Source organism: Streptomyces sp. NPDC102441 (assembly GCF_044765585.1).
In the GTDB taxonomy this organism is placed as follows: Bacteria; Actinomycetota; Actinomycetes; order Streptomycetales; family Streptomycetaceae; genus Streptomyces.
Window position 1 is genome coordinate 271,303 of the sequence record NZ_JBIWKH010000010.1, and the last position, 26,829, is coordinate 298,131.

Annotated in this window: 22 protein-coding genes; 3 read left to right on the plus strand and 19 right to left on the minus strand. The window is 68.0% G+C overall.

What is annotated here, in order from left to right; genetic code table 11:
* Nucleotides 1-93: 93 nt before the first annotated feature.
* From ACIREO_RS23520 to ACIREO_RS23545, 6 genes are all read right to left on the minus strand, one after another.
* The gene (locus tag ACIREO_RS23520) at nt 94-870 is read right to left on the minus strand and encodes a hypothetical protein (protein ID WP_404113422.1); all 777 of its coding nucleotides are present in this window, start codon (nt 868-870) and stop codon (nt 94-96) included.
* Between the two features lie 34 nt (nt 871-904).
* The gene (locus tag ACIREO_RS23525; protein WP_404113423.1) at nt 905-2,311 is read right to left on the minus strand and encodes a hypothetical protein; all 1,407 of its coding nucleotides are present in this window, start codon (nt 2,309-2,311) and stop codon (nt 905-907) included.
* A gap of 304 nt (nt 2,312-2,615) precedes the next feature.
* Nucleotides 2,616-3,407, minus strand: a complete 792-nt coding sequence (locus ACIREO_RS23530) for a hypothetical protein (protein ID WP_404113425.1) — start codon at nt 3,405-3,407, stop codon at nt 2,616-2,618.
* Nucleotides 3,404-3,829, minus strand: a complete 426-nt coding sequence (locus ACIREO_RS23535; protein ID WP_404113427.1) for a hypothetical protein — start codon at nt 3,827-3,829, stop codon at nt 3,404-3,406. The genes ACIREO_RS23530 and ACIREO_RS23535 overlap by 4 nt, the downstream gene beginning before the upstream one ends.
* A gap of 49 nt (nt 3,830-3,878) precedes the next feature.
* Nucleotides 3,879-4,403 carry a hypothetical protein gene (locus ACIREO_RS23540; RefSeq protein ID WP_404113429.1) on the minus strand — a complete coding sequence of 175 codons (525 nt, stop codon included), beginning with the start codon at nt 4,401-4,403 and terminating at the stop codon, nt 3,879-3,881.
* 687 nt (nt 4,404-5,090) lie between these two features.
* Complete coding sequence (locus ACIREO_RS23545) at nt 5,091-5,393, minus strand: DUF6225 family protein (RefSeq protein ID WP_404113431.1); 303 nt, start codon at nt 5,391-5,393, stop codon at nt 5,091-5,093.
* A gap of 241 nt (nt 5,394-5,634) precedes the next feature.
* On the opposite strand from ACIREO_RS23545, the gene ACIREO_RS23550 reads away from it, so the two are divergent.
* Nucleotides 5,635-6,075, plus strand: coding sequence for a gamma-glutamylcyclotransferase family protein (locus ACIREO_RS23550; protein WP_404113433.1), 441 nt, complete (start codon nt 5,635-5,637; stop codon nt 6,073-6,075).
* Between the two features lie 230 nt (nt 6,076-6,305).
* Nucleotides 6,306-7,163 carry a hypothetical protein gene (locus ACIREO_RS23555; RefSeq protein WP_404113435.1) on the plus strand — a complete coding sequence of 286 codons (858 nt, stop codon included), beginning with the start codon at nt 6,306-6,308 and terminating at the stop codon, nt 7,161-7,163.
* 91 nt (nt 7,164-7,254) lie between these two features.
* On the opposite strand, the gene ACIREO_RS23560 is transcribed toward ACIREO_RS23555, so the two are convergent.
* The 9 genes from ACIREO_RS23560 to ACIREO_RS23600 form a co-directional block, all read right to left on the minus strand.
* Complete coding sequence (locus tag ACIREO_RS23560; protein ID WP_404113437.1) at nt 7,255-8,871, minus strand: amidoligase family protein; 1,617 nt, start codon at nt 8,869-8,871, stop codon at nt 7,255-7,257.
* A 1-nt stretch (nt 8,872) separates the two neighbouring features.
* Nucleotides 8,873-9,415: a hypothetical protein gene (locus ACIREO_RS23565; protein WP_404113438.1), complete on the minus strand. Its 543-nt coding sequence runs from the start codon at nt 9,413-9,415 to the stop codon at nt 8,873-8,875.
* Nucleotides 9,416-9,430: 15 nt separating this feature from the next.
* Nucleotides 9,431-10,963, minus strand: a complete 1,533-nt coding sequence (locus tag ACIREO_RS23570) for an amidoligase family protein (protein ID WP_404113440.1) — start codon at nt 10,961-10,963, stop codon at nt 9,431-9,433.
* A gap of 62 nt (nt 10,964-11,025) precedes the next feature.
* The gene (locus tag ACIREO_RS23575; protein WP_404113442.1) at nt 11,026-12,504 is read right to left on the minus strand and encodes an amidoligase family protein; all 1,479 of its coding nucleotides are present in this window, start codon (nt 12,502-12,504) and stop codon (nt 11,026-11,028) included.
* 2 nt (nt 12,505-12,506) lie between these two features.
* The gene (locus ACIREO_RS23580; protein WP_404113444.1) at nt 12,507-13,649 is read right to left on the minus strand and encodes a hypothetical protein; all 1,143 of its coding nucleotides are present in this window, start codon (nt 13,647-13,649) and stop codon (nt 12,507-12,509) included.
* The gene (locus ACIREO_RS23585; protein WP_404113446.1) at nt 13,646-14,956 is read right to left on the minus strand and encodes a ParB N-terminal domain-containing protein; all 1,311 of its coding nucleotides are present in this window, start codon (nt 14,954-14,956) and stop codon (nt 13,646-13,648) included. The genes ACIREO_RS23580 and ACIREO_RS23585 overlap by 4 nt, the downstream gene beginning before the upstream one ends.
* 69 nt (nt 14,957-15,025) lie before the next feature.
* Nucleotides 15,026-16,066, minus strand: coding sequence for a replication-relaxation family protein (locus ACIREO_RS23590; protein ID WP_404113448.1), 1,041 nt, complete (start codon nt 16,064-16,066; stop codon nt 15,026-15,028).
* Nucleotides 16,063-18,447, minus strand: a complete 2,385-nt coding sequence (locus tag ACIREO_RS23595) for an ATP/GTP-binding protein (protein ID WP_404113450.1) — start codon at nt 18,445-18,447, stop codon at nt 16,063-16,065. Before ACIREO_RS23595 ends, ACIREO_RS23590 begins: the two co-directional genes overlap by 4 nt.
* Nucleotides 18,448-18,463: 16 nt before the next feature.
* Nucleotides 18,464-18,991, minus strand: coding sequence for a hypothetical protein (locus ACIREO_RS23600; RefSeq protein ID WP_404113452.1), 528 nt, complete (start codon nt 18,989-18,991; stop codon nt 18,464-18,466).
* Nucleotides 18,992-19,257: 266 nt separating this feature from the next.
* Here ACIREO_RS23600 and ACIREO_RS23605 point away from each other — a divergent pair, with 266 nt between their 5' ends.
* Complete coding sequence (locus tag ACIREO_RS23605) at nt 19,258-19,716, plus strand: hypothetical protein (protein WP_404113454.1); 459 nt, start codon at nt 19,258-19,260, stop codon at nt 19,714-19,716.
* Nucleotides 19,717-19,737: 21 nt separating this feature from the next.
* On the opposite strand, the gene ACIREO_RS23610 is transcribed toward ACIREO_RS23605, so the two are convergent.
* From ACIREO_RS23610 to ACIREO_RS23625, 4 genes are all read right to left on the minus strand, one after another.
* Complete coding sequence (locus ACIREO_RS23610) at nt 19,738-20,787, minus strand: NlpC/P60 family protein (RefSeq protein WP_404113456.1); 1,050 nt, start codon at nt 20,785-20,787, stop codon at nt 19,738-19,740.
* A gap of 10 nt (nt 20,788-20,797) precedes the next feature.
* Nucleotides 20,798-21,451: a hypothetical protein gene (locus ACIREO_RS23615; protein WP_404113458.1), complete on the minus strand. Its 654-nt coding sequence runs from the start codon at nt 21,449-21,451 to the stop codon at nt 20,798-20,800.
* Between the two features lie 87 nt (nt 21,452-21,538).
* A complete protein-coding gene (locus ACIREO_RS23620) occupies nt 21,539-24,199 on the minus strand; it encodes a hypothetical protein (RefSeq protein WP_404113460.1) in 2,661 nt (886 codons plus the stop codon).
* On the minus strand, nt 24,196-26,796 hold the full coding sequence (locus ACIREO_RS23625; RefSeq protein WP_404113462.1) for an ATP-binding protein: 2,601 nt from the start codon (nt 26,794-26,796) through the stop codon (nt 24,196-24,198). Before ACIREO_RS23625 ends, ACIREO_RS23620 begins: the two co-directional genes overlap by 4 nt.
* Nucleotides 26,797-26,829: the final 33 nt, after the last annotated feature.

A 26,829-nucleotide genomic window follows, 5' to 3' on the forward strand; every position in this document is an offset into this window, starting at 1 on the left:
CCCCGGCCAGGGACGCCTGCTGGAATCTTGGGTGCAGCCCGTCAAGACGCCGCTGACCATAAGGATGTCTCGCGAAAAGCCAGAAACCGTCTGCTATTCCTTCGGAGGGATTGCGTCTGCTTCCGACGTTCCCCGCGTGAGGCGCCGGCGGATCTCCCTGTTGATCGTCTCGCGGAACCACATGGGCTCGAAGACCTCGGGGCGCTTCCGGTCTTTCGGAAGGCGGTCGGGTTTCGCAATCTGGTTGCGCAGCAAATATGTTTGCATGGTCCCCCGCAGTGCGGGCTTCCCGCTCAGTGCATTGCCGCGGATGACACCGTATTCGCCGATATCCAGCAGGTCCTGCGGATGCCCTTCGGGGAGGGGTTTCACGAACTGGGGCTCGCTGCCGGAGTAGGCCGTCCACACTCGACGCCTGTACGAGCGCACCCACGTGTCCACGGCCTTCGTGTCCCACCGCCTGTCGGACACGGGAGCGGGGAAGGCCTTCGCCAGGACCTTGCCCTCAGGGTCTTGCCGCGCCTTGGTCTTCGTCCACAGGCTCGCAGTGTTGTGGCTCACGCGAAACCGCTTGGCCATCTCGGCCCGAGTCTCGGTGACCGGTGCAGGCGCCTCCGCAGGTTCAGCGGCGGCAGCCTTCTCCGGCTTGGCAGCCGGAGAACCTGGAGCGCTGGAAGCATCAGCCTCGGGCTTGGGCGGCCAGTACTGCGGCCGCATGGCCTGTACCCAGGCGTCTACCCGGGCGACGTCCCGCAGCCCATGGTCATCCGCAGCCGGAAAGTTGACCAGCTGGGTCCAGACGTCGGCGTCCCTGGGCACGACGCCGTACCGGGCACTGATTCCCGCTTGGTCAATGCGGCTGCTTGTCATGGATGTCCTTGAAGGTGGGGGCGGGGGTGCGGAACTACTGGCCGGCATCCTGCAGGCCGCCGCCGGTGGCTGTCTTCTTAGCTGCAGCACTACTGCGGCCGACAGGACGCAGCAGATACGGCAGGGCCGCTGCCGGCGTCCACATGGGCTCGTCGACCGGCGGCGTCTTGCCGTCGTTGGGCAGCCGGTCGGCGCGCGCCAGCCTGCCCTGGGAGATGTACGACTTGAGCGTGGTCAGCGCTGTCGGCTTGCGGCCTAGTTCGCGGCCGTCGAGCTCGGCGATCGTCTCCAGGGAGAGCAGGCCCGGCTTCTTTTTGAAGTACCGCTGCAGGGCCGCGCTCGGCTCCCGCAACTCTCCTTCGACGGGTGCAGCAGTACTCTTCCCCCGGGAGGCCTGGCGCGGTGTCGCGAGGAACGGCAGGGCCGCTGCCGGCGTCCACATGGGCTCGTCGACCGGCGGCGTCTTGCCGTCGTTGGGCAGCCGGTCGGCGCGCGCCAGTTTGCCCTGGGAGATGTAGACCTTCAGGGTCGACTCCGCCGTCGGCTTGCGGCCTTGTTCGCGGCCGTCGAGCTCGGCGATCGTCTTTAGGGTGAGCAGGCCCGGCTTCTCCTCGAAGTACTGGGTCAGGAACGCGCTCGGCTTCACGGAGGCAGTCTGGCCCTCTGTGGGCTGTGCCGTGCGGCGCCGGCTGCCCGGTCGGCACAGGAAGGGAAGGACGCTCGTCGGCTCCCACATCCGTTCGTCGACCGCGGGTGTCTTGCCGTCCCGCGGCTTACGGTCGGGGCGCGCCAGCTTGCCCTGGGCGATATAGCTCTTGAGCGTGGTCATGGCGGTCGGCTCGCGGCCGTGTTCCTTGCCGTCGAGCTCGGCGATCTTCTCGAGGGTGAGCAGGCCCGGGTGCTTCTTGAAGTACTGCGTCAGGAATGCGCTCGGCTCCCGCAGCCCACCATCGTCCTTCTGAGTCTTCCGCCGGATGCTGCGCCGGCGGGTGATGTAGGCGTACGCCGTCTCACGGAACCACATGTCCTGCTCGACCACAGGCTGATCCCCGTCGCCGGCGCGCCGGTCGGGCCGGGCGAGGATGCCCTGGGAGATGTAGGTGCCCAGTGTCGCCACGGGCGTGGCCTCGCGAGAGAGGAAGCGGCCTTCGAGCTCTCCGATCCGCTGGAGAGTCATGAGGTCCTTCGGGTCGCCGGCAGGAAGCGACAGCTTGTCGATCTGCTTGGGATGGGCCTTGCCCCAGGCCTCCGGCCTGTGCTCCCAGACCCACTCATCGACAGCCGCCTCGTCATACAGCTGAGTCCTGCCCCAGCCCTGGTCGACGGGTCCCGGGAAGGCCGGCTCGGCCTGCCAGGACGCGGCGGTCGAGCCACTCACCTTGTAGCGCTTGGCGATCTGCTCGCGGGTGGTCTGCTTGATGTTTGAGTTTGCGGGGATCATCGTCTGCTCCAGGGCCAGCGTGGCCTGATCGTTTCCTGCGAAGCGCGGAGAAGCGCCGGCGGGGTGATGCTGTTGTACGTGGCCAGCGGCCCCTTCCTGTGTTTCCGCGTGGGACGGAAGGACGCAGGAAAAGACCAGGTTGACAACATACAGTGATACATGCGATTAAGCAATTCGCGGTGTGCGCGTCGGGGGCCGGGCGGAACGGCGTACGGGTGGGCCCGGGGAGCCCGTGCTCCCCGGGCCCACCCAGGAGATTGCCGCTACCGAATGCGGACCGGTTGCCGACAGTTTCGAATGAGAGTCAAGAAGCGAGGTCGAGACCGCCCGCGGCGGAGCGCTTTCGCTTCTCGGCGATCTTCTTGTCCAGCGCCCTCTGCAAGCTGCTGAAGGTCTCGTCGCCCTGCCGTTTGAGCAGCATCGGGATCCGATTGGCTGGAATGCCGACCTTCGGTGACTCACTCAGGACGGACAGCAGATCGGACTCCGTCTGATCGGTGTATCCCGCCGCCTCCACTTCCGCGACACCGGGGAACACATCAGCGTGACGGTCCACCTCCAGGTCGAGCAGATGGTCTTCCTTTCCGCCCAAGCTGTAGCACCACAGAAAATTCTTGGGCGGATTCGGCTCGACCAGCCTGCGGAACATTGAAACGGATTTCGTGTAGCAATAGAACCAGGTATCTTCCGGCGCGTCGCGCATAATGCGAAGCCACGCCTCAAGATATTCATCCGAATGGAAATCTCCGGAATCGTGAAGCCTGATCCACTTGCCCCGAAATCGCTTATGGCGGATTTCCTCGGCCATTTGCGCTTCCCAGTCGGCGAGGGCGTGCATCGTCAACCACATATTGCGCTCGTGCGCGGCAAGTACGCTCGGAAAACGGTACGTGCCAACTCGCGCATAACACAGCTTGGCGCACGCCCCGGCCCCAGGACAGGCGTTATAAGTCGATCCGTCCTTGAACCGACCTGCCCAGGCGGGGAGCGGAAAATTGAAGATCCCTTCCGCACGCAGCTGACTGTTCTGAGTAAGGAGCCGGCGCGGCTTCTGGGTGTTCGCGCGGGGTTTGCCGGTGGTCGTGTTGTTGCTCATGTCGTGCTTTCCTGCTGGTGGGAATCCCCGGCGTCGGCCGGGCAGTTGTCGTGGGGTGCGGCGCATGCGTGCACCCCGAACTTGGTGACGCCGTCCGGCGACATCAGCGCCAGGTAGGCAAGGCCGATGTCCAGTTGCTGGCCGGCCTGCGCGGAGTGCTTCTTTACCGGGAACTGGATGGCGTCGCCGCGGCTGCCAACAGCTTCGGCGGCCGACTTTCGATGCTGCTCCAGCGCGTATTCGGGCCTGCGATGCAGCTCGAGCATCGCCACCGGCAGCGCCCACAGCAGGTGTTCGGTAAGACCGTCGTGGAAGATCTGTTCCTTCTCGGTGAGCCGACGAGGGGTCGGGACTGACACGACGGTGATACGCAGTTCGGCCTGCGGGGGTGACGCGTCGGGCTGGGGAGTCTGAGGGGGCATCGGTACTACTTCGATCTGGTCGGTTCCGCGGAATGGATGCGGGTCCTGGCTACCTGCGCGGGCGTGTTCCGGGCAGTTGATGCGGGACCGGGCAGTCGCCTCGGTGTGCGAGCGACGTGCGGTAGTGAGGGGACTCGGCAAGATCCCGGGCGTTGTTCAGCCAGGCGCCGTAGTCGGCGAGACTGTGAACGCACACCGTGGGGACATCCGCCGCGCAGTGTGAGCACGGAGCGATGAGACTGAGGGTGAAGCGCTGGTCCCTGTCGTACGCGGCGAGGAACTCGCGGCGAGATTCTCCGTCCGATATCCGCAGTCGGATGGCTTGACCGATCGCTCCCTCGGCCAAGAAATGCAGCTGATCGGCCTCACTGGCGATGGCAACCCAACGCCTCAGGCCGAGCACGCGGCGCAGCATGCGCCGTGCGCGGTCGGTCGTGGCGAAGGTGGCGTACGGAGTTGTCGGCACGGCGCGGGCGTGGCTGCCTGCGTGACGGCCTTCGACCCGCTGGCCAGCCGCGCGTCGCGCTGCTTGGTCGAGTTGGGTGAGAGAGCGCGTCCCCATGATGAACGGCATGGTCAACTCCATGTGACAGGGGCTGTTGGACGGATGACGGGCCCGGGCGGACAACGGCACGCCCGGGCCCGGAGCCTCCGCCGCGCTGGGAGGGGACGGAGGAGGCTGAGCCGCACGGAGCGGCTCCTTCGAGGTGGCGTGTGAACGATGGGCCAACCACACCCACCGACACCTCAACAGTACGGCAGTAAATCTATTTAAGCAATACGCGTACGTGAATGCCGCCAAGCGGGCAAGGCCCTCCTGTCGGGTGCCGCTCGGCGCTTCAGCAGCTTGCTCGAAACCTCAGCAGGGGTTTCCGTTTCCCGTGCACCGACTCGGCAGTTGTCCCTCACCACAGGCCAGGTTCGCGCCCATCGCGCGGACGGTCAACGAATCGTCCCGGCTGGCCCGGATGCTGAAGCACTGGACGAGACGGCGGGGCGTTGGGTGCTGTGGTCCGGGAATTTGGGCACCCAGTTCAGCGACCCGGACCACCGAATGGGACCCGGCGCCTCCGCCGACACCCCGGGAGTGCTCGGGCAGGCGCGACGGGCCGGTGTCCGGCGCCCTGCCCCTTCGACGGCGTTACTGTCGGACCGCACAGAAGATTTCAGTCGGCACGGCTGTGACCTGGGCACTGAAATCCTCTGTGCGATGGCTTGCGGCGAAGCCGCCGCACAGAAGGCTTCAGCACCAAACTGCTCCTCAGTCCGTCAACTCTTCGTCCTCTTCCATCCGGTGGATGTGGATGTACCGTCCAGTTGGCCGATCGAGTACCAGCGTGATGGGTTCAGGTGCGGCTGACGGCGGCTCTTCGATGTCGGTCATGACCCAGTCGTAGTCCTCCCCGCCGGCTGGGTCAGTGGGGCGCGGGGCCAGGCTCGTTGGGATCGACGCTGCCACGATCGTGTCGTCCGGCACGCCTGCCAAAGCAGCCCGCAAGCGGCCTACCGTCCATGCCTCGACGGTGTGGTGGTAGCCCTCCAAGCTGATACGACTGCTGCTCATGCCCTGCTCCTCCTCCATATGCCGGACCGAGCGTCCGACTGCGCTCTGTCCAACGACCACTGAAATCTTTCGTGCGCTACTGAAGTCTCCGCTGCGGCCCGACAGTCACGGGAGCTGCGCGCAAGAGGCGCCCCGGACTGCCGCATGCCGTAGTTGCTTAATTGGAATTGATGCTGTAGAGTTATGTCATCGACGCCGGAGAACGCGACCGGCGAGCATTAGCAGAAAGGTGGCGGACGACTTGTTCACCACTGACCAGAAGCCCGTTTTCGTCTACGGCACGCTCCGTGCCGGGCAGGGCAACTACTTCGGCATCCTTGAGGGCACCACAGTTCAGGAGCGCCCGGCGATCCTGAACGGCTATACCCTCTTCGGCCGTGGTGTCCCCTTCGCTGTCGAGCGTGAGGACCGGATCGTCGTCGGCGAGGTCATGGACGTGGACGCCGCGCTGTGGCCCGGTGTGCTCCGTCGTCTCGACCAGCTTGAGGGCTACCGGGGCGAGGGGCGTCCCAGCAACATGTACGACCGCAAGGTTCGTACCGTCACTCTTGCCGACGGCAGCACGGTTGAGGTGTACGTCTACCTCGCGGGCGAGTCGTCCCGGCGTTGGTTCACCGACTCCGAGGAGATCCCCGGCGGGGACTTCGTCAAGGCGGAATCCCGGAACCAGTACTCCTGGTAACCCGCGTCGCCGCCGCCCGGACACTGTCCGGGCGGCGGATGGCACAACCCCATCATGAAACACCCGTCAGGCCGCGCGCGGCGCGGCCTGACGGCTTGAGCAGTACACCTCGGCCCCTTCTGGGCCCCGAGGCGAAGTAAGGAACAACCATGTGCGGTCTGTTCGGAGTTATCCGCAACCAGACCTGTGACCCCACTCGCGCAACCATCATGTGCGTTGCTCTTGGCCAGTTGGCCGAAGAGCGGGGTAAGGACTCGGCGGGGCTGGCATTCGCCACCTCCGCGACCAAGAAGCTCGACCGGCGACCGGTCACCAACCGTCGCGACGTGACGGCGGGCGGCTGGCGCATCATCAAGGGACCGGGCCGCTTCCGCGAGGTGTGGAAGCCCGCATACCGGAGCTCCCTCGACGCGGCACCCGTCGCTCTGGGGCACACCCGTTGGAAGACCCAGGGCGGGACCACGCTGGTCAACTCCAGCCCGCTCCAGGTGGGTCAGCTGATCGGCACGCACAACGGAGACGTCGACGCGTGGCCGCTCAGGGCGGAGTTCGACCTCCAGCGGCCGACCGGTGACACTGACACCGAGGTCCTGTACCAGGCGCTCGACCAGGCGGGCGGGGTCATCCTGCCTACCCTCGATGTCTTGAAGGCCACTGTGGGCCGGGCCGCGCTGGCGTGGACCGACCGGCGTTGGCCGCAGCTGGTCATGCTGGCGCGCACGGCGGTGAGCCCGCTCTCCGTAGCCGTCGACACGGACGGGAACTTGTACTGGGCGTCCAACCCGCTCTGGTTCCGCAAGGCTGCTCGGGCAGCGGACGTCACCATCGCGACGATCCTGATGGTGCCGGAGGGGACGCTGATGATGGTGGACTACTCCAAGGGTGCGCCGGTGCTCGCAGGTGATCGTCAGTTCACTGCGACGGCGCGTGCGAAGGACGACCGGCTGGCCCACCTTGTCGCATACCGGGGCTTCACCATCGAGGACCAGGCGGCAGACGAGGAGGTGTGCGGCCACCGTACGCTCCGTGAGCCCCAGCGCTCGCGGTCCGTTCCGCCGACGCTGTGGCTCTCGCCCAGCGGCAAGTGAACCCAACGACCCTGGACGAAGGGGGGCCGGGGCACCGCGATACGCGGTGCCCCGGCCCCCCTTTTTTCTGTGCCCCTCGCGCCGTTGGAGCTCAGCGCCCGTCGTGCCAGCGGGTGCCGGCGAACAGTGAGGCGAGCTGCGCCCGGTTTTCCTCCCGGCTGAAGATCCTGTCCACCATGCTGCGAAACGAGCGCGTGGTGTTGGTCCACGCCTCACCGGTCAGCGGACCACGCTGGCCGGCTACGGCCCGGGCCCGGCGATGATGTCCGACACGCTGCGGGGCCGGCGGAGGTGTGCTCCCCGCCTCTCGCAGAGCCGCGTTCGTCAAACCGAGCGACACGTTGACCTGCGCCTGAATGGTTCCGGGGTCCAACGAGCCATCCCACATCCGAAACTCGGCATGATCGCTTTCCCGCCCGTTCACGGACTGGAAGTTCAGCCCGATGTGGTGGCTGTTGTTGTAGGCCTGGACAGACGAGACCGAGGTGTAGGGCCTCGACGGCTCGCTGTTCGGGGTGCACCACTCCAGGCCACGATGCCGGTCGCTTCCAGGATTCTGGGCGACCCGGTAGATGACGTCCTCGTACCCGGCCACGGTGTTGATCAGCTGGTTGTGGTTGGCGACGGTGTGGTCATAGTCGGGGACGGCGACGTGGACGTGACCACCGGTTCGCGCACTGGCGACACCTCCGTTGCGCTGGACGATCTCGCACACCTGCGCCAGGTTGTTCCAGGTCTGCGGCTCGTCGTACAGGATCGGCGAGACGATCTCACCGGCAACGGTGCCATCTCTCTCCAACCGCCAGGCGTTCGGGGCGTCGGTGTACCCCTCGCGCTGTGAAGCGTGCCATCCATGCATGTGCGGGTCTGGGGCGATGCCGGCTGCGTGCAGTTCACGGCCGATCCGCTGATTGGCCGCCTGCCGCTCGGAGTACGACATCGACGAGGGGTAGTCGAACTCGATCTCGACACCGAAGGCACGCCCGCCTTCGCGCGCTCCGAGGCCTCCGGTGGCATTCTCCCTCATGTACGGCACCAGCGCCTCGCCTGCCGCCCTGCGCTCGCGGGCCTGGTCGTACGCCTCCTGGAAGGCGTCCATGTCATCCGAATACGACCGCACCGCAGGCTCGGCCGCCCGCTCGGCGCGGGCCTGTTCCTGGGCAGCGATCGAGGCAGCGTGCTCGGCGGCGACCTCGTCGAGGACCTCCTGGGCCGCAGCCCGGTCCACCGCAGCATGACCATTCGACCCGAGCTGCTCCTGGACCACGCCGGCTACTGCGGCCTGGTGGACGCAGGTGCCCTCCTCGTCGCCGGCATGCATGTCACCGCCGGAGCAGCGCAGGCTCTCCGGGCTCACCTGGAGCTGCCCGTCCGGACCGCGGGTGACCCGGACATCACCCTCGATGAAATGGCGCCCGTCTTCGTCGGAGAAACTGGCGCCGACGTTGACCAGGGCATCCTGATCATCGGTCACCTGGCCACGGATGGCTTCCGGATTGCGCGGCAGGAACAGCAAGTGGTCATCGTCGCTGACCACATAGGCCTGCAGGATCGGGTGGTCGACCGGCGTGTCATCGAAGATGCGCACCTCTGCGCGCTGTGACTGCTCCTCGATGGTGATGGGCGCCGCCTCGGCGACAAGGGTGTCAGTGCCGCGCGTCGGCGTGACGCTGTGGTGCTGGTGATCTATTCGGCTTCCCGAACCCACGTCATTCCCCTCGCACATTGGGCGGCAGCGCGCCCTGTTCGGCAGCCAGCTGGATCACGCCGGCCTCGTGGAGCGAGACCAGCAGGCTCCATTCGTCATCCGGCTCGATCCAGACCAGCGCCCCATCCGGTCCCTCGGGCCGGGCCAGCCGACCGGCCGGCTTGTAGAACGTGGTCACCAGGACGAGCGGGACCGGGGCGTCCCAGCGGCTGACCACCGGCGGGGTGTCCCGCGGTGCGAGGATCGCCTGCTGCTGCTCGGGTGTGCACCGCGCGAACTCCTCCGATGCCGCGAGCATCGCCTGCAGCTGAACCTGAAGACGCAGGGCGAGCCGGATGCGAGCCGCTGCCTTCTCCCTCGGGCTGACCAGTTCGGGGTACTCCGGGACCAGGCCCTCCATGAGCTCGGCCGGGGTGTCGGCGTAGCCGCGCCAGCCGCCTCCGTCATAGATCATCTCGAAGACGTAGTTGCCGCCACCTTCCTTGGTGGGAGGGTCCAGCGGCGTAGCGGCGGACGAGGCGTTGCGGGTACGGATGAAAGTCATGACATCTCCATCGGATTAGCGGCGCTGCCAGCGGGTTTGCTGGAACAGAGAGGTTGCCTGCGCCTTATCCTCGGGGCGCTGGAAAAGCGAGTCGACCATCTGCCGGAAGTCGGCGGTGTTCGTGCGCCAATCGTCACCGGAGAGCCGGCGCCGCTGTCCGATTCCGGCCTGGCTGCGCTGTTCCCGGTGGCTCCCCAGCGCCATGCGTGATCCGGAGGGGGCGCTCTCCTGGCGGACAGCTGCAGCTGCCATGCCCAAGGACAGCTTGACCTGCGTCTGGATCACCGACGGGCTGAGCGAGCCGTCCCACAGCCGGAACTCACCGTGGGCACTCGCCCCGCCGCGCCGCGCCCCGCTGAGGTTCACGGCCATACCGTGACGCGAATCGATCTGCGAGATGGCCGTGTACCCCTCGGAGGGAACGGGGTTGGGCCTGCACCAGCGCGTGCCACGATGACGGTTGCCCTCGGAAGACGGATTCTGGGCGAGTCGGTACAGGACATCCTCATGCTGAGCGTAGGTCTGCATGAGCCGGGTGTGGTTGGCGACATCGTGATCGAAGTCGTGCATACCCACGTGCACGTGGCCGCCGGCGCCGAACGAGGCGCGGCCGCCGTTGCGCTCGATGATCTCGCAGGCCGTGGCCAGGTTCTGCCAGGACTGCGGCTCGTCGTACAGGATCGGCGACACCAGTTCGCCGTCCACCGTGCAGTCCTGTTCCAGCCGCCAGGCGTTCGGGGCGTCGGTGTACCCCGCGCCCTGCTGGGAGTGGTAGCCGTGCTGGTTACTGTCGCGGGCCAAGCCCGCTTCGTGCAGCTCCCGGCCGATATTCTGGATGGCCGTACGTCGGTTGACGCCGGGCTGGACATCGAACTCGATCTCTATACCGAACCCACGCCCGCCCTCGCGGGCGCCGAGGCCACCGGTGGCGTTCTCCGTCATGTACGGGATGACCTGCTCGCCGCGTTCCGCGCGGTCGCGGGCGGCTTCGAAGTCACGCTGGAAGGCATCGAAGTCGTCGGTGTAGTTGACCGGTCGATCCGCCGGCCACTGCTCACGGGCCTGTTCCTGAAGGGCGGTGGCCGCCTGGTGCTCGGCCGCGACCTCGTCCAGGACCTGCTGGGCCGCAGCACGCTGAACAGCTCTGTCATCGGGCGTGATTCCTTCCAGGGAATCGCCCCTCTGAGAGGGCACGAAGCCGCTCTCGGGTGAGTAGGAGGCGCCCCCGAATGCGTCGCGCAGGCGCTGACTCTCCTGAATGGCATCGTGGATGGCAGCGTCGAGCGGGCCGGGGTCTACCCCTTCGTTGATCAGGCGGAGCCTCTGACGTGACCATGCCTCCACGTCGTCGGGTATCGGCCATGCGGGAGGCTGGGCTGTGAGTTCCGGCGCGAGCCGGCGGGACTCGAGGAGAAGATCGTTGACCAGTTGCTGCTGTTCGGGAGTCGTGCCCAGGACCACGTCTTCTCTGGGCGCGGTGATGGTAGACCCTGCTGCTGTGGTGGCCACGAGGTGGTGCTGGTGGTCGATCCTGCTGCCGGAACCCATTGTGATGGCTCCTTTCGGTGCTCTGGGCGGACGGTGTGGTGTCAGATTTGGCGCGACGGGCGCTACCAGCCCTGCGAGTCGGGCCGCTGCCAGCGGGTGACGGCATAGAGCGCAGCGGCCTGCGCCATCTGGTCGCGGCGGTTGAAGATCTCGTCCGTGAACCGCCGGAAGCTGAGACTGTTGGCCTCCAGATCCGGGATGGATAGCCGTTGGTCAGGCCCCCATTCCTGGCGATGACGCCCCAACGACATCGGCTCGTTGTGCCGGGAGTGTGCGGGGCCTCCTCGGACGGCTGCGGCCACCATGCCCAGGGAGAGATTGACCTGCGTCTGGATGACGGCGGGATCGACTGAGCCGTCCCACAGCCGAAATTCACCGTGGTCGCTGCGTTCGCCGCGCGCTGCCGTGAGGTTGACGGCCATGCCGTGCCGTGCACCGCTTTGGACGTCGGGCAAGGAGCGGAAGCCCGTTGCGGGGATGCGGTTGGGCTCACACCATTCCGTCCCGCGGTGTGCGGAGTCCGGGGCGTTCCGGTTGGCCGCGAGCCGGAACAGGACATCCTCGTAGTCGCCGTACATCTGCATCAGCCGGTGGTGGTTGGCGACATCGTGGTCGTAGTCGTGCAGGCCGACGTGGACATGTCCGCCGGTCCGCTCGCTGGCGCCGCCCCCGTGCCGCTGCACGATCTCGCAGACCGTCGCCAGGTTCTGCCACGACTGCCGGTCGTCGTAGAGGATCGGCGAGACGATCTCTCCCGCGACGGTGCAGTCGTCCTCCAGACGCCACGCGTTGGGGGCGTCGGTGTAGCCGGCCATGGCCTGCGAGTGGTAACCGTGCTGGCGGCTGTCGCGGGCCAGGCCGGCCTCGTGCAGATCCCGGCCGATGGCGCGCATGGCCTCGTCCCGGTCGTCATAGTCGCCGTCGGTATCGAACTCGATCTCCACTCCGAAGCCGCGCCCACCCTCGCGGGACCCCAGTCCTCCGGTGGCGTCTTCGAGCAGGAAAGGCACTGCCGCCTCACCGCGGACTTCTCGGTTCCACGCGGCATCGTGGATCTCACGGAACGCTTCGAAGTCCTCCACGAAGCTGATCTCCGGCTCGGCGGGCCACCGGTCGCGGGCCTGAACCGCCAGGGCGGCCGATGCCTGGTGCTCCTCCAGGACCTCGTCCAGGACCAGCTGCGCTGCGGCGCGCTGTACGGGAACATCGGCCGGCGGCTCGCTGGCCCGGGGAGGGAAGGCCGGGCTCTGCTGCTCTTCGGCGTCCTCACGCTCGGCGTCCTGAATGAGGCCGTGGCCGTTCCACAGGTCGTGCTCGTGCCGAAGCCGGTCACGCAGGCCCCAGTACTCCATGGCCTCCTCGAGCGTGGCCTGCCCGTTGTTTGCCTCCCACTGGGTCTGGATCTGCAGGGCCTGGTCGATGAGCTCACGCTGACGCTCGGGCATGAGGTCGACCCCGCCGGCCGGGGCCTCGATCGTCAGCCCCGCCGCCGTGGTGGCGACGAGGTGGTGCTGGTGGTCGATCCTGCTGCCCGAGCCCATGATCAGGCCCCGTTCCGTGCAGTGATCGTCCCGTCGGCGAGCCCGGCGTAGAAACGGACGTTGGCGGTGAAGAGGTCTTCGGTGCGGGCCTGGGTGTCGACGCGTCCCTCCGCCGTCATGACCGCGCCGTGACGGGCGTACTGCAGCGGGTTCTGGCTGATCAGGTGAAGGCGCCCGGGGAAGAGCGCCTGGAGGGTAGCGATGCGGTCGGCCCGGCTCGCCCCGGTGAGGACCATGGGCAGGTCCGGCGGAAGCGTGGCGGCCAGGTAGGTCAGCCCGGGAACCGCCATCTCCTCCCAGTCGGCCTGCGTGCGGAAGGTCTGCAGGTTCATGGCGAGTGCGGGCGGGAGCGTGGGGGACTCGTCGAGCCAGTCGAGGTAACGGTCGAGGTCTTCCAACCGCAGCCAGTAGATGTTGGGGACCGCGGTAACGCCGGCCGCGGAGAGTTCCTGGGCGAGCATCAGGTTGCGCCGCATGTTGATGAGGTTCTCGGCGCGGGGCTGGTTGAAGTACATGCTGGCGTTCGGCGTGAGAACGAGGTCCCACTCCTGCGCGGCGAGCATGTCGGCGAAGCCGTCGACCTTGCGGCGCGTCCAGTAGGCCTCCACGAGCGGGTCCTCCGCGTACCCGCTGAGAATGGCCTTCTGCTCGCCGCGCAGGTCCAGGAACTGGCGTGCGGTCTTTCCCTCCCAGCGCGGGAACAGCTTGTGGGTCCTGGGGCTGATGACCCGGCGCAGCCCGAGCGCGTACGCGGGCCAGTTGAGCTGGGCATCGAGCGTGCGTACGTCGTGTCCGTCGACCTGCGGGGTAAACAGGGGAAGGTCGGGGAGAGCGCCCGGTACCCGCAGGCCGGTGAAGTGCATGGTGTTGCCGATGTCCTTCATCCAGGCATCCCGGTCGGGCCGGGTGCCACAGCGGATGGGGCAGCGGGTGCAGGCCAGGCCCGACTCGCTGCCGGGAACCGGGTCCTCGGCGCGCGCGCAGCCGCAGTACTCGCAACTGGAGGTGCAGCCCGAGCAGACGGGCTCGACGGCCCGAGGGTTGTCCATGAAGAAGGGGCAGTTGTTGCAGTCGCACCCGGACGCGGGTGCCGGAGCGGCCGGAGCGGGCTGCCCGATTCCGGGCATCGGCAGGGAGACAGTCATGCGGCGGTCCTTTCAGCGCCGGCGCTGGTGTGGCGCTGGAGGTCGGTCAGGAGCATGCGGAGCGAGCCCGCATCGAATCGGTGCAGGCTGCGGCCCTCAGCCAGTTGGGCGTTGAGGCCGCGCAGCCCGTCCAGGGCAGCGGCGAGAACCGGTGGGTCGACAGGTTCGGGCGTCTCGTCCCACTCATCGGCTGACAGCACTTGCTCGCTGTCAGGGGTGTCAGGCCCCTGGGGCCCGGCGTGGCCGGTCGGGGCCGCGGGCTCGGCGCTGCTGGTGGCCGCCGGGTCCTGCGTTTCGCCGTCGGCCGGCTCCGTGGAGTCCTCGTGCTCGTTCTCCCCCTCTTGGGCAGTGCTGCGGGACAGCGTCGCGGCGCGTTCCGCGTTGGCCTGTTCGTGGGCAGTGACCGCGGTGGTGGCCGCGGTCTCAGCCGGCATCTGCGGGTTTGTGGCCTGCGCCCGGGTGGCTGCGGAGAGCAGATCGGTGCGTCCCAGCCGCTTGACGGCCTGCCACAGCTCGGTGGCGGCCTCACGGCGGCCGCGGCTGAGACGGGCCAAGTTCGTCCGCGCGGCCAGCGCGACCTGGTGCTGGTCCATGTCCGCGGACAGTTCGCGAGGCAGGGTGCGGAAGGCGGCCACGACCTCACGGGCACGCCGCGAGGTGATCTGCAGGCCGAGGCGGCGCAGCACGAGATTCCATGGTGCGGCCAGGTTGGCGTCGCTGCCGCGCAGCTTCTCCAGGGCCTCGAAACGGGCGACGGGGTCCTCGAGCCGCTGGATGTCCTCGCTCACCTCGATGCCGGCGTTGTCGAGCTGGGTGCGCAGGATCGCGCTGCGCTCGAGCAGCAAGGCGTTGGCGAGCTCGCCGGGCTGGAGGTCTTCCCGGGCCAGGTTCTCCACCAGCTGCCACGTCCGGCGGTCCTCGTCGCTGATTGGCCCGGGGCAGATGACTGCGGGCAGCCTCTCGAACCGCGGGTTGTCCGGCTGGTTGACAGCACCCCAGCGGCAGGCCCGGTAGCGGCGTTCGCCGATCACCAGGCGCCGCTGGACGCGTCCCTCCGGGCCGGGCAGCTCCTCCACCAGGACCGGATGGAGAACCCCGACGGCCGAGATCGAGGTGATCAGATCGGCGAGGCCCTCGGGACTGGTGCTCGGGCCGGGACCGCGCCCCTGCACGTCGGTGTAGACCGAGCCGCGCATCGGCAACAGCTCGAAGCGCCGCTGACGCAGCTGCCCAGAACTCTCCAGGGCCTTGGCCAGACCCGCGGTCGCGCGTGTGGGGGCCAAGGATTCTTCAACAGCGGTGCTCATGGGAGCCTCCTTTCACAGGTCGGTCGTCAGGCGGGTGCGCCCGGCCCCGAGGGGTTGCCGCGTAGCAGGTCAGCGGGTTGCGGGTGATGCCGGCGGGTGCCGGCCGGGTGCCGTGGAGCTCGGTTGGCGAAGGAGCATGTCGGTCAGGGGGTGCCGCTCTTCGGGCGTGCCGCGCAGCAGCGGGGTGAAGATCTGCCCGAACGGCCCGTACTCGCGCAGCTGTTGGAGAGTGGTGACTCCGACCGAGAGCTGCCGGGCGATCCTGGCCAGGCGTGGGTCGACCCGCGTGAGCGTGTACAGGTCCTCGGTGCGGTCGGCGAGCCGCTTGGCCAGGGTGGGGCCGGGGGCGCCGTCGAGGATGATCAGCAGACGCGGGAAGGCCGGATAGGTGTGCTGCCACGCAGGCCGGGTCGATGCCGCGGAGCGCTTCGCGCGGTCGGGGTGCTGGGGCACGAACTCGTACAGACGCCCGTACGCGGACACCTTCTTGGCGAGCTCGGCCGTGGTCATGGTGGCGCGGTCGAGCTCGATGAACAGATTCAGCATCGTGCGCGCCTGGCGGTGGACGTGCACGTAGTGCAGGACGGCGTCGGAGATGACGTGGTCGTCCTCGAACCTCCGCTGCCCGTCGCGGATACGGTGGGCGACCTCCGGCGTCCACGACAGCGGTGTGCAGTCGTGGCCGAGCCGGCGCGCGTGCGCGACGAAGGCGATCCCGACCTCGTTGACAGCCAGCGTGTGCGCCTGACGCGTACTGGCTGCTGATTCGGGCGTGACCCGGTAGCGGCGGGAGAACACCTCTGTCGCCTGTTCCACGGCGTCGGCGCCCGACTCCGTCAGAAACCACACGTAGGGCCTGTTGTGACGGTGGCCACCGCCGGCCTGGCCCTGAGCCCAAAGACGCTGGACAAGCCCGCCTTCTTCGAGAGCTGCGAGCTGCCTGCGCAGGTAGGAATTTCCGCGCGCGGCCGGCATGAGTAGCCGGTGAAGCTGGCCCGTAGTCATGATGCGGTGCTGGTAGAGCAGGTCGAGGGCCGTTTTGGCGACAGCGTGGAAGCTGCTGGTCCGCTGCGGCCGGTGCAGCGGCTCGAAATCGGTCAGCTCACTCATCCGACTCGTGACCCCTTGTTCTTGACGAGGAAGGTGACGTTGTTGGGGACCGGCTCCCGCTCGACCGGCGGGCCGGGGCCGTCGTCCGGCGACTCGGGCCCCGGGTCGTCGACCGGCGGCTCATCCGGGCCCGCGTCCGGGTCCTCGTCGTCCGGCGGCGGGGGCGGCAGCGCGACGAAGAACAACTGGATGCGGGTGTCGAGCTTGCCGAGATCGGTGAGGATGTCCCGCACCCGGCGCCGGCGCAGGTTCTTGTTCACCGCCGCGTCCAGGCCCTTGACGTCGTCCTCGCCGCGGAGGTAGTCGCCGTACAGTTCCTCGACGCTCGCGCCACGCACCCGGAAGGGGTTGGACTGCCCGCCGTCGAGGGTGACCGACATGACGTAGTGGTAGCGCTGCAACTGCGAGATCGTGTCGGCTTCGACCTTCTTGCCCCACCTGCGCGTGACCAGCTGCGCCTCGTCGATGTCGCTCGCCGTCGTCGACAGGATCGACAGGTTCTGCATCAAGCCCTGACGCGTCGTCGGCGAAAGACGCTGCGACATCTGCGTCATCGCCAGCAGCTTGACCTTGTACTTCCGCAGCTGCTCGGCGATAGCGGCGAGGGTGCCCTTGCTCGCACCGTCCACCGCGGTGAGCTCGTCGATGAACACGTAGAAGTCCTTGCGGTCCGGCACGGGCAAGGTGCGCCGCGAGAGGCCGGCCCGGAAGAGGTCGTAGATCAGCAGGCAGGAGACGATCCGGTCGGTGTCACCGGTGCCCGACGGGCACACGAAGACGATCTTCCCGGTATCCATCGCATGCCGGATGTCGTACGTGCTCAGCGACGAACCCAGGAAGCCCTTCAAACTGTTCGAGCTGTCGAGCCGCTCAATGATGTTGGTGACGACAGGAGTCGCCTCGTTCGAGTACTTCGGGTAGGTGTGCACCCAGAAGTCGCGCAACGTCTTCGGAAGGTACGGCACGATCGCGTCGCGCCATTCCTCGTCGTTGAGCAGGGTGCGGATCTGAAAGATGGTCGGCGCCAGCTCGGGCTTGCCCGCCTGCGAGAGCATCCACGAGAGACGGGCGAGGGTCTCGACCGACCTGGTGAGGATGGTCTTGGCTCGGCCGGCACTGTCGGACCAGTTGAGGGCGCTGGCGAAGCCGGTGACGATCGCGTTGACGATGTCGGGGATCTCCGACTCCCCGCGGTTCTCCATGGACAGCGGGTTCCAGGAGCCGACCATGGCGTCGAGGTCCGGCGAGGTCAGGTCGATCTCCCACAGTCGCGAGGTGATCTGCGGGTGCGCGAGGTACGGGCGTGCCCGCTGCCACCCGTCGCCGTGCGGATCCAGGAACATGGTCCCGTGACCGTTGTGAGCGAGCGCGATCGCCTGGATCAAGCTCATCTCGGTCTTGCCATAGCCCGCCTTTCCAAGGAAGAGACCGAAGAGGAGGTACGCCAGAGGCAGGCCCGCCAACCGCTCGCCGCCACCGGGCTTGGCCACCCACCCCAGGGGCAGCAGGTCCTGCTGGCCGGTCCAGGTCGGCAGATTCGTCGGCGGCGGAGGCACCACGCCGCCGGAACGGGCGACGTTGGCCGCCATGTTGTGCTTCGTGGCCGGCTTGAGCAGCCCGGCGAGCTCGGCGCCGGTCACCCAGCTGGCCCGGCGCGGGGAGAACTCCCCGGTGGTGAAACGCCGGTCGAAACTGCGGCGGTACAGCTTCGAGTCCGCCCGAAGCCGCGTCACGAGCAGGTTCAGTCCGACCGGGCGCAGGTGGTTGTCCCCGGCCCAGCCCTCGAGCGTGGCCATGATCTGCTCCAGCAGCATCCGCGGCCGCGACGGATCGGAGGAGCAGGTACGGATCAGCAGCTGCAGAGCGAACACGGGATCCGCACCCGGCCCGAACTTGCCCATGGCCGCCTTGATGTCGGTGTGATTCGGCATGCGCTGCCGCTGCGCCGGCCGCTGTCCGCCACCGCCGTGCTGGCCGCGCAGCTCCGCGGCGATCTGACTGCCCAGAGAGGCGAGCTGACCGAATCCGGAGCCGCCCGACCCCTGCTGGGGAAGGCCGGGTATCGAGGGCATGTTGCTCGGGTTTCGGCGAGCCTGGGCCAGCAGTCGGCTTCGGCGACGACCGACCTTCGAGGGGGAGATCGGAACCAGGTCCAAGACGATGTCCGCCCGTTCTCCCAGGTCCTCGCGCACGTCGGCGACGGCCGCGGCGAGTGCCTCCAGCGGGTCGGGCTTGAGCGGCACCTCCCGCAGAGCGAGGTGGTCGGGGAGCGCGAGGGCGAGTTCGGCACGGGCGAAGTACTGCGTGGGCTTGTCCTTGCGGGACTTGGGCCTGCGCGGCCCGCGCCCGTGGCCCTTCGGGGACTTCGAGTTCTTACTCATCACGACTTCCTTCGGGTCACGCCGCGAGGGCGGTCTGGGAATCGGCGTCGAGGTCGACGCCAAGACGGATCTCGGGACGCTCGGCCTCGGCCATCGCGGCACCGACCGCACGCATCTCGCACTGCCGGTAGCCCTGGTGGCGCAGGACCTCCACAGCCCGGGCCGGCCCCTCGACGCGCATGGTCAGCAGCCCGCTCTGGGACAGCAGCCGCACCCGCACCGCCGTTCCGCGCACTGGGGTGAACGCCCAGCGCGAGACACTGCGCTGGGCCTGGGCCAGCTGCTTGGCGAAGCGCAGAACGTCCTCGATCACGGGGTCGAAGCCAGTGGTCGGCAGAACCTCGAAGGCCTGCCGGTCCTTGAGCGAGCCGCGGCCGAATCGCCGGCGCGCCACGGAGATGGCCAGGGTGAAAGTGGCGAAGACCAGAGGGAGGAGGAACAGCAGCCACACATTGTCGGAGATCCACGCATAGGCGGCTTCGCCGTACGCGGGCAGGTCCTGTCCGACGTCGAGCACGTGGTCGATGACATCGTTTGTGGTCATCGGGTGGCTCCGGAATGTGAAGCGGCTGAGGCCGAGCGGAAAGAAGGCATGTCGGAACTCCGGGGGGCGAAGGGAGTGCGGATGCCTATAGAGGTGTGGTTTCGGAGGCCCGTGTGACATGCCAGGCCGAACTTTCTGATCTCGGCCACACCCGGCCTCGGCCGAGTGGCTCCACGGCGTCGCCGCCCGCGGCTGTTGTCACCCCTGCGAGCGAACTCCGTCACTTCATTCCGGGCCGCGGACGCTGGAACCTTAAGCTGACCGGCATGCCCGATCTGACTACCTCGCAGGCGAGCGAGCTGGCCGCGGCCGCCGACGCTGCCGCCGTGCTGCCGTCACAGCACGCCGCAATCCCGGCACTGTGCCGCATGGCTGCTCTGGATCCAGTCACCGGCCGGGCGGCCAACACCCGCGAGCTGCTGGCCTTGTTGAAAGGCGACGAGGCCGTCCTGCGCGCCGCCTTTGAGGTCGCTGGCCGGATGCTGGCCGGCGACACCCGGCCGGATGGACAGGTCGTCTCCGTCGGCAACGCTTCGAGCGACCCGCTGATGCTGTTGGCGGCCGGCGTCATTCAAAGCAGCATGAGCGGTGAGCCGGCGCATGCATGGGCTCAGGTCAAGCAGCATCCCCCCGCCCGGCGCGCGGCCGTCCTGGCCGTTTTGGCCAGCTGGCTCAACTACCACTTCGCAGGGCTCGACCCGATCGCTCTCGCGGTCCAGGTGTAGGACGCGGTCGGGAGGAACTGGTCAGCCCACGCGCTTCATGATCAGGATCTGGGATTTCCAGTAGGAGAGGGGCTTGATCCGCACCTGGAGCCCCGTCTTGGGGGCGTCGATGACCTGCCCGTTGCCGATGAACATGCCGACATGCTCCGGGCGAGAGGCGCTGCCGCGGCTGAAGAGCAGGTCACCGGGCTGCAGATCACTGGTAGAGGGCACTCGCGTTCCCTTGTTGACCTGGTCGTACGTAGTGCGGGGGAGATTCACGCCGACACTGGCCCATGCCATCTTCATGAGGCTTGAGCAGTCGCACCCGTTCTGCTCCTTGAGGCTGAAGGGCCTGCGGCAGTTGCCGCCCCACTGGTAGTCGGTCTTCAGCGCGGTCTGTGCCGCGGCCACTACCTGACCGGTGCGCCCGCTGCCGGCGGCGACCGGGGCGTTTTGCGTCAGCTCGTCGGTCCACTTGTCGGCGAGACTCCGAATGATCTTGACGTAGTTCTGGGTCTCCGGATAGGGCGGCACGCCCTTGTGCTTCTGCACCGCGTACGGTCCTGCGTTGTAGGCGGCCAGCATGTTGTCGGCCTTGTCGCCGGGGACGCCGCTGACGTCCCGGGCGATGTCGCAGTCGTAGTCGACGGCGGCCGGCACCGCGTCGACGGGGTCGAGGACGTCCTTGTCGCCGTCGCCGTCACCATCCTTGCCGTGGCTCTTCCACGTCCCGGGGATGAATTGCGAGATGCCGCTGGCGACCGGCACTCTGACGATCTTGCCGTTCTTTTCGACTTCCTTGAAGGACTGGACCTTCGGGTCGAATTTGCTCTCCTGGTACAGCTGCGCCGCGAGAAGGGCGGGTGTGACTTCGGGGCATCCGTAGTCGTTGATGGCCTTGTCGATCAGCGTCCTCAGCCATTCCGGGACGTCAGCACCCTTGGAGATGCCACCGCCGAACCCGGCGTTCTGGATGTCGTCGCCCGTGTTGTCGCTGCCGAGCTTCGTGGCGATGGCCATTACGGCGGCGATCAGGAGGGCGCAGACGCACAGCCAGACGATGCCGAGGCCCATGAGTATCTTCTTCACCACGATCTCCTCAGGCGTTCACGAGTGCGCCGACCCGCCACGCGCCCGCAGGTGCCTGGCGCAGTTCGAGCGCGATCTGTTCGTGCGAGCGGGTGGGCTGTTGGCCGGCCGCGTGGGTGGCGCAGGTGTAGAGGACCCGCACGTAGGCCCGGACCGCGGTCGCAGCGGGCGCGCCGTCGGGTGTCGCGACGCGGTCGATGACGCAGGTCACGCGCGTGTTGTCGGTAGCCCACTGCTGCCACAGGCGGACGGATCGGTCTCCGGGGTCGCGCAGTTGGGCGGCGAGGCCGTCCGTCGCGTAGGCCGCCGCGCGGCGACCGGCGTCACTGAAGGAGCTGTCATGACCTACACGCGCGTCGTGCGAGGCCCACGCCGTGACGAACCTGCGTGCCGTCTCCGCTGCCTTCGGCGGAACGGACTGGGGGGCGGACGGCTCCTCGTCCGACTCCGTGGTCTCCTGCGCGGAAGGAGTTGAGGTGCTGGAGGGCTCGGCCTCTGGCGTGGACGGCTCGGGCGCCGGGGCCGAGGGCTTGGGGAGATCGGTGTGCGCGACGGTGCGGCCGGGATCGACGACCAGGAGCAGAATCCCGGTGGTCGCCAGGAGGGCGGCCGCGGCAAAGAGCGCGAGGACCTTCCAGGTGCTGGGGTTCTTGAGCGCGGACATCCGACACCTCCTATGGGCGTGACCGGTAAAAGCGGGGGATAGAGGTCTGCGGGCGGGGGTGAGCAGGTGTTGCTCACCCCCGCGGGGTCAGGACCGGCGCCGGGGTGGGCCCGCCGGCCGTGTCGCCCTGCGGATGGCACGTGGAGCGGGCGGGGCAGGCGGCGCGGGCGGATCATCGCGCCCGCCGGGCCTCGGGGAAGCGCTCATCAACGACGTGGGAATGGACGCCGGCCCCGGTGCCGACGCAGAGGTCGACGGGGTCGCGGGGGCCGGCACACGTCCGGGGACCGGGGGAGCGCTGGCGGCCGCTCGCGTACCGGGAGGGTTCGACGGGCGTGTTGTGGCACCCATCGGCTGGGCTAGTCCGAGCTGCGCGTTGGCGGTGCCGCGACGCACGAATCGCCCTGCGGTCGCCACGTTGCGGAAGTACTCGTCGCCGAAGGCGAAGGCGCCGTCGACCTTGGCGGTGACCCGCGCGCCGGCCCGGCTTGACGATGCGGACAGCTGCCGTTTGACGGCACTGGCACGTGCGGTCGCCGCAGCGCCGCCGCGCTTGGCGGCGGCGATGCCCCGGGGGATCCCGACCGGAGAACCTGCGGTGGCGAGCGTCGCGAACTTCGTGGCCTTCCAGCCGAAGCGCGCGGTCGCGGCCGCACCCTTGCCGGCCATGAGGGTGGCGCGCCCGCCGCGGGACTGCGACATCTTGTTCGTCGCGGCCGTGGCGAGCCGGCGGCGCAGGGCCTGTTTGGCGGCGCCTTGGGCGGCTACCTTCGCCGCTGTGGCGGCGCCACCGGTGCCGACCGCGGCCGCGGCGTTGGTGGCCAGGCGGGCGGCGGAGCGCAGGCGGCCCCCGCCCTTGCCGCCGCTCTGGGGCTTGCCCATCCACATCTGCTTAGCGGTGCGTCCGGCCTGACCGAGGGGCTTGGTGACCTTGCGTGCCTCGCCGCGGGCCTCGCCGAACAGCTGCTTGACGCCGGGGGCGGTCTCGGCGTATCGGCCGAAGGAGTTGAACACGCTCTGACGGCTGCCGCCGACGCGGGCGTTGGCCAGGCGCCGGTTGAGGTTGACGCTGACCTGCTTCGCCGTCTCCTTGATCTTCTTCTGGCCGACGAGTCCTGCGACCGCGGCCAGGTCGAGGCAGATGAACTTGACGGCGAGGATCTCACCGGTGTCCGCGTCGAGCAGCGCGACGATGACAACGATGAAGATGGCGAGGAACAAGATGGCGAGGATCACGCCGAGGATGGCTTTGATGATGGCGGAGACCCAGCGCCACAGCACACCGCGGCCGCCGCCGGGCAGGATGCCGGCCGCCAGGGCCCAGTGGCCCTTCATTGCTTCGAAGGCCAGCCAGCCCTGCGAGACCAAGAAGGTGCCGGTGACCAGCACCATGAGGACGGAGACGATGATCGCTGCGAGCGCGACGAAGGCGGCCGAGAAGGTCATGTCGGCGGATGCTTTCTTCGCATCGCCGTCCTTGACCTTGCAGACCTTGGTGAAGTGCTCGCCCGCGTTCTTGAGCTGAGCTGCGTAGGTGGCCTCTCCGGTGGGGTTGAGCCGATTGGCTTCGAAGAAGTTGATGCCCATCTGCTCGAAGTTGTATTTGACCAGTGACGCCTCGGCGAAGGCCTTCGAGCACTTGGGGTCATTGAATGTCTTGCCGTAAAGCATCAGTTGTGTCGGCTTGACGATGAATGCGTCGACGAGGGCGTCGGTGATCGGCTTGGAGACATTTTCCGGCTTGGTGTCGCCCTCAGGGTCCTGTGACAGCACGACCGCGCTGACCTCGAGTGAGAGGTCTTTGGCCTGGCCGATCAGGCCCTCGTCGCTCAGCAGCATGGTCGAGCCGCCGGGTGAGGGCTGGTCATGGGTGCCGAGCAGGACCTGCGCGGGCGAGAGCAGCACGGTGGTGGCGATGGCGGCCACGACCAGGGACATGCCCGCTTCGGCGAATCCGCGGCTGCGGTTCTTGAAGAGGATGTGCCAGGCCGCGTACACGCCCGAGAAAAGCAGGAAGAGCCCGGGAAGACCCAGGCGGTTGATGACCTGGTCTCGCAGGCTGGTGGCGATGTCGTCGGCAGGCTTGACCAGAATCTTGGCCAGTCCGAAGTTCAACGCCCAGTCGATAAGCCAACTGGCGAACCCGACAAACCACTTGGCTATCCCGAAGAAAAACTGGGACAGCAAATTCCATATTTTGAGATCGATATCGTTCCAGTCGCCGGTGTCCGCGTCGACGCTGTACGCGGAAATCGGGACGCCGTCCTTGTCCTTGACGTTGAAGGGCTGCAGCAGTCCGTCGGAGCCGTCGGTGGGTGACTTGGTGAGGTCCTTGATCGGCCTGTCCTCGTCACCGGGCTGCGGGGCGGGAGGCGTCACCCCGGGCCGCGGCTCCATGGGGTTGTAGGTGTCTTCCGGCTTCGGCTTGGTGGCCGGCTTGTCGTCCTTGCCGTCACCGGATCCGCTGCCGTCGTCCTCCTTGCAGTACTTGTACTGGGCGCTCCCCTTGGGCAGTTGGTCACATGGGTCGGCCTTGTCCTTGCTGCTGCCGGGCTTGTCCTTGTTGTTGTCCGGCTTCGGCGTCGGCTTGGCATCCGGAGCGGTGGGTGCGGGGCCCGGCTGCGGATTGGGGACGGTGTCGGCGAACGCGACCGCGGCGGTCAGGCCCAGCAGCAGCGCCAGGGGCACGGCGATGAGCCAGATCCGCAGGGCACGGCGGCGTGGCGCGGCACGGGTGACGGGCCTCATGCCAGTGACCCTTCGAGCGGCACTTCGACAGCCGGCTCGTCCTCGCCCATCTGGCCACCGGGGGTGGTGTGGATGGCGTCCGCGGCATCGTCGTCGGCCGGGATGAGCACCTTCATGCCGGCGATGCGCTTGCGCAGGTCTCGGTAGAGGCATTCGCCGGCTCGGAGGCCGCGCTCGGCGTCGGAGACGTTGATGGGGCTCAGATTCTCCGTGATCAGTTTGATCATCTCGTCGTCGGTGGGGTCGAGGTCGATGAACTCAAGGCACCGGGCGGCGAGGGTCTTGGAGCGGTGGCGGAAGACGAAGATGTGGGACAGCAGGGCGCGGATCTTGTCGCCGAGCTCGTTCTTGGGTCCGATGTCGTACGGGTCGTGGCTGCCCGCGAACGCGCCCGCGCCGTGCTTGCGGCCGTCGGCGATGATCTCGAGGAGCAGGTTGGAGCCCTCCGCCGAGGCGGTGAGCCACCAGCACTCGTCCAGGAACACCCCGGTGAACTCGTTCGAGTTGGCGAAGGCGACCTCCCGGCAGAGCGCGGTGATCAGGTACATCAGGCGCCAGCCGAACCTCTTCTCGACCTCCAGGCTGCGCAGGCGGTGCTCGCTGAGCTCCTCCTTGGTCGGCAGGCCCAGGCGGTCGACGGCGAAGACGATCGAGTCGGCGTTGGTGATCCTGACGACCGGCAGGTTCGGGTCGAAGATGGTGCGGCCGAGGTCCTTCTTCGCCAAGGCCCGCATCTTGCGTACGAGTTCGGAGGCGGCCGCCCGAACTGCGGGGTCGTTCGGCTCCTCCGGGTCGGGGGTCTTCGCGCGCAGGGCGAGGTTGGCGATGAGTGTGGTCATGGAGGGGTTGGGGCCGGTGCGGGTGACCTCAATCGACTCGGACAGGGTGACTCCCTCGACCGACATGCTGGCGATGTCCAGCAGTGGGGTGAGGAAGGACTCGCAGTAGCGTGCGGCGCGCGGGCCCCGGAAGATCCTCAGCGGGTCGAGCGAGACGCCGGCGGTCTCGTCGACGCGGATGATCTGCGTTTCGCCCGGGCAGGCCAGGGCGAACCGCGTCCATTCCTGCTGCGGGGTGCGGTCGATGACCAGGGCGCGGCCGCGGCTTTGGGAATGGCCGACGCGGTGGCCGGTGGACAGGATCGAGTACATCGCGGTCTTGAGGCCCACGCTCTTGCCCGATCCGAGTTCACCGACAAAGGCCGCGCTGGCCGAGGCGTTGACGCGGGGACCGTGACTGAAGTCGATGAGGACGGGCCGCACGCCGCCGCCGGAGAGCTGCAGGCCGTACAGCGAGCCGGTGTCATCGCCGAGGCTGGCGCCGCTGAACGGCATCGCCATGGCGAAGTCCCGGGCCAGCAGGTACTGGGTGAAGTCGAGAAGCGGCTTGGGGGTCTTGGTGCCCGGCAGCATGGCGTGGAAGAGCGGCACCTGGTCGCCGACGGGGCGGGTGAGGGTGTAGTCGTTGCCGCCGAAGTGGTGCTGCAGGGAAGAGGCCCGCTCATTGGCCTCTTCGGGGGTGGCGCCCCACACGCAGGTGACGACCGACGCGCGGATCTCGACCTCAGTGGCCGAGGAAGTCAGCCGGTCGCGGTACTCGTCCAGCGAGAAGGAGGCCTTGTCCAGGCTGGCGGGCACGCCGGCGGTCTCGCCGTCGTACTCTCCGCGCTGGTGGGCGAGCTCCCGCTGCTGCCTGCGGGACTTCGGCTCCGCCTTCGAGCCGGCCTCGATGTTCACCCGGACCGCCCAGTCGACGGGGAAGCCGAAGTCATCCAACGCGGCCAGGTACTCCGAGCCGGGGAAGCGGAACGACTCAGGCATCTCCGCCAGGACGCTGAACGCCTGGAAGCTGCTGCCGTGTTCGGTGGACACCTTGGCGTAGCGGCGCGCGAACGGGTTGGAGGGGCCTTTGCGGCTCTGGCCTCCGCGGCCTCCCTCGTCCAGGACAACCTGGGTGTGGGCGGCGACGGTGTGACCGCGTCCCCGCAGGCCGCGGGGTGCCCCTTCTTCCGGGAGCAGCGGCTCGTCGAGGCCGCGCCGGGCCGCGTGGCCGTAGATCCACAGGATCTCGGCTTCGGTGGCGGCCTTGAGCTTGATGCCGGCCGGCCACGAGGCGGCAATCCGGTTCGCCTGCTGCAGTCGGTCGGATTCCTCGGCTGCGGTGACGGGCGGGACCGCAAGGCCGAGCGCGGACATCAGCTCGGCCTGCGTGGAAGAGAGAACGGCCCGGGCGGTCTGCTTGAGGTCGAGATGCGGCAGGGGTATCGCCAGGAAGTCGACACGGCCGGTGAGTTCGAGGCCTTCCAGCTGGTCGAGGACCTTCAGGGACAGGTCGACGTACTCCGGGCTCTTGTCCCAGTCCACGCCGGCGGTCATGCGCTGCACGACCGCGGCCGCATCCACCTGCGGGCACAAGCTCAGGAGCAGAGCCTCCCCCCGCAAGGACTTGAAGAGCGCCTCAAGGGCGTCGAGGCGCTCGCGCTTGGTGGACTTCGAGGCGTGGGTGTAGTTCTCGGTGTCGACCTTCCATACGCCCCACGTGGCGGCGTTGGTCGTCCAGATGAGGTGGCCGCTGATGTGCCGGACGGGGAGACGCATGGCTTGAAGTCCTTTGCGGATGAGGCGCGCAGG